This window comes from Kitasatospora sp. NPDC057542, from assembly GCF_042801945.1.
GTDB lineage: Bacteria > Actinomycetota > Actinomycetes > Streptomycetales > Streptomycetaceae > Kitasatospora.
This window is the reverse complement of the sequence record NZ_JBHVFE010000737.1, coordinates 1-2,565: the sequence shown is the minus strand read 5'-3', so window position 1 is coordinate 2,565 and position 2,565 is coordinate 1. Positions and strand designations below refer to the sequence as shown.

3 protein-coding genes are annotated in these 2,565 nt (G+C 74.9%); 1 reads left to right on the top strand and 2 read right to left on the bottom strand.

All coding sequences use genetic code 11. From position 1 onward, the window contains the following. Nucleotides 1–123 precede the first annotated feature (123 nt). Nucleotides 124–417 carry a hypothetical protein gene (locus ACFU7Y_RS42885; protein WP_224282326.1) on the bottom strand — a complete coding sequence of 98 codons (294 nt, stop codon included), beginning with the start codon at nucleotides 415–417 and terminating at the stop codon, nucleotides 124–126. A gap of 74 nt (nucleotides 418–491) precedes the next feature. Between ACFU7Y_RS42885 and holA the strand changes: the two genes are divergently transcribed. Then, a complete protein-coding gene (gene holA, locus ACFU7Y_RS42880) occupies nucleotides 492–1,490 on the top strand; it encodes a DNA polymerase III subunit delta (RefSeq protein ID WP_380771890.1) in 999 nt (332 codons plus the stop codon). An 81-nt stretch (nucleotides 1,491–1,571) separates the two neighbouring features. Here holA and ACFU7Y_RS42875 read toward each other — a convergent pair whose 3' ends face one another. Then, nucleotides 1,572–2,288, bottom strand: coding sequence for a hypothetical protein (locus tag ACFU7Y_RS42875; protein ID WP_224284198.1), 717 nt, complete (start codon nucleotides 2,286–2,288; stop codon nucleotides 1,572–1,574). Between the last annotated feature and the right edge of the window lie 277 nt (nucleotides 2,289–2,565).

Below are 2,565 nucleotides of genomic sequence, written 5' to 3'. Positions count from 1 at the left end.
CACCGGGCAAGCCCGGAGCGCGCCGGCGAAATGCCACCAGCTCGCGGGTGAGGGCATCGGCGCCCAGGCGGTGGCCGGCATCGGGTACGGAGGTGCCGGGTACGGTCTCAGGCCCTCAGGCCCTCAGGCCTGCTCGCGCCAGCCCTCGTAGCCGGCCGCGAGGGTGTCGAGGGCGTGCAGCAGCGCCGGGGTCCAGCCGCTCTCCGGGGCCTCGGCCACGACCAGCCACTGGGCGTCCTCGGCGTCGTCCTCGCCCGCGAGCGCGTCGCGGACGACTTCGAGCTCACCGAGGTCGGGCTGGGTGGCGCCGAGCTCCTCGGCGGCCTCCTCGGCGGCGTCGCGGTCGGGCAGGACGAGCAGCTGCCGGGCGAACGGGTCGTCGACGGCCGGGAGGTCGGTGGTGTGGTTCTCGGTCACCGGGCCATTGTCCAGGTCGGGCCGCCCGCTCCGTCGGGCGGGAGTGTCCGCGGCCCGTGGGATGCTGGTACGCGATGGCCAGGAAGAGTGCACCCGACGACCTGCTCGCCCCGCTGACCCTCGCGGTCGGCCAGGAGGAGCTGCTGCTGGACCGCGCGGTCGCCCAGGTGGTGGCGGCGGCGAAGGCCGCGGACCCGGACACCGACGTGCGGGACCTGCCGCCCGGCGGCCTGCAGCCCGGCAGCCTGGCCGAGCTGACCACGCCGTCGCTGTTCGCCGAGCGCAAGGTGATCGTGGTCCGGGCCGCGCAGGACCTCTCCGCCGACTCGGTGAAGGAGGTCAAGGCGTACATCGAGGCGCCGGCCGAGGAAGTGATCATGGTGCTGGTGCACGCCGGCGGCGCCAAGGGCAAGGGCCTGCTGGATGCCGGGCGCAAGGCCGGCGGGCGCGAGGTGGCCTGCGCCAAGCTGGCCAAGGCGAGCGAACGGCTGGCCTTCGTCAAGGGCGAGTTCCGCACCCTGGGCCGCTCGGCGACCCCGGAGGCCTGCCAGGCGCTGCTGGACGCGCTCGGCAGCGACCTGCGCGAGCTGGCGGCCGCCTGCCACCAGCTGACCTCGGACGTCGAGGGCACGATCGACGAGACGGTGGTGGCCCGCTACTACAGCGGCCGGGCCGAGGCGACCGGCTTCGAGGTGGCCGACCTGGCCGTCACCGGCCGGGCCGCGGAGGCGCTGGAGCGGCTGCGCTGGGCGCTGGCCGTCGGCCAGCCGCCGACCGGCATCACGTACGCGCTGGCCTCCGGCGTGCGCAGCATCGGCCGGCTGGCGAGCGCGGGGCGGAACATGCGCCCGGCCGACCTGGCCCGCGAGCTGGGCATGCCGCCGTGGAAGGTCGACCGGGTCCGCCAGCAGATGCGCGGCTGGACGGGCGACGGGGTGGCCACCGCGCTGACCGCGATCGCCCAGGCCGACGCCGCCGTCAAGGGCGGCTCGGACGACCCGGCCTTCGCCCTGGAGCGCGCGGTGGTCGCCGTCGCCCGGGCCGCCCGGGCCGGCTCCCGGCCCGCCTACTGACGGCCGCCTACTGACGGCGGCGCGGGCGGCCCGGCACGGTACGGGCGGCCCGTACCGGCACGGCGGGCAGCGGAGCCGGACCTACTTCTTCATGGCCCGGACGGCGTCCTGCCCGTCCGACTGGAGGGCGCTGCGCAGTTCCTCCTTGGACGGCGGCTTGCCCTTGCCCTCGGTGTAGCTGGCTGAGTAGTTGATGTAGTAGGTCATCCCGCCGTCGCGGATGTCCAGTTCGGCGTAGACGCTGTGGTACTTGTCCGAGCCGTCGTCCTTGTACAGGAAGTACGCCTCCTCGCCGAGCCCCGCGATGTCGGTGACCTGGTAGCCGCGGGCCCGGTAGAGCTCCTTGTTGGCCTGCAGCTCGGGCGCGGGGTTGACCGCCTTGTGCAGGTCGGCGCGCAGGTAGAGGTTGGCGTACTCGCTGTCGTTGTTGCCGCCGGTGCGCTTGAGTGACATCGAGCAGTTCATGCTGTCCAGCGCGGGATGCCGGTCGGTGTGGTGGGTCGGCGCGGAGGTGTCCGAGACGGAGTACGTCTGGAGGATCCTGGTGGGCTTCCCGGTGGTGCAGAAGTCGTCGGAGAGGTGGTAGCCGCGCAGGCCGCGGGGCGAGGACTCGCTGCTGACCATGCCGGGGACGGCCATCACGGCGGCGGTCCAGCCGACCGACACGATCACCGCGCCGACGAACGCCCAGACGGCGTTGCGTCGCAGGTTCCCGCTCCTCCCGGGCCGCGGCGCCGCTCCGGCCCCTGGCGCGGCGGCCATGCCGGGTGCCGGGGCCATGCCGGGTGCGGTGGGCATGCCGGGTGCGGTCGGCAGCCCGGGAGGCGGTCCGAAGCCGGCGGCGCCCGCGGGGCCCGGAGCGCCCGGTACGGGCTGCGCGCCCCGGCCCGGCTGCTGCGGGTAGCCGTACCCCGGTCCGTTCGGTGCCGGTGGCGGCGGTGGCGTGGTCATGGAAGTTCCCCCCTGGGCCTGGCGTCGGGTGCTCCCCGCACCTCGATCGGACCTGACCGACCATAGCGGCCGGGCCGCGGAACGCGACAGGCGCCGCAGTGGCCTCCGGGAAGGAGGCCGACTG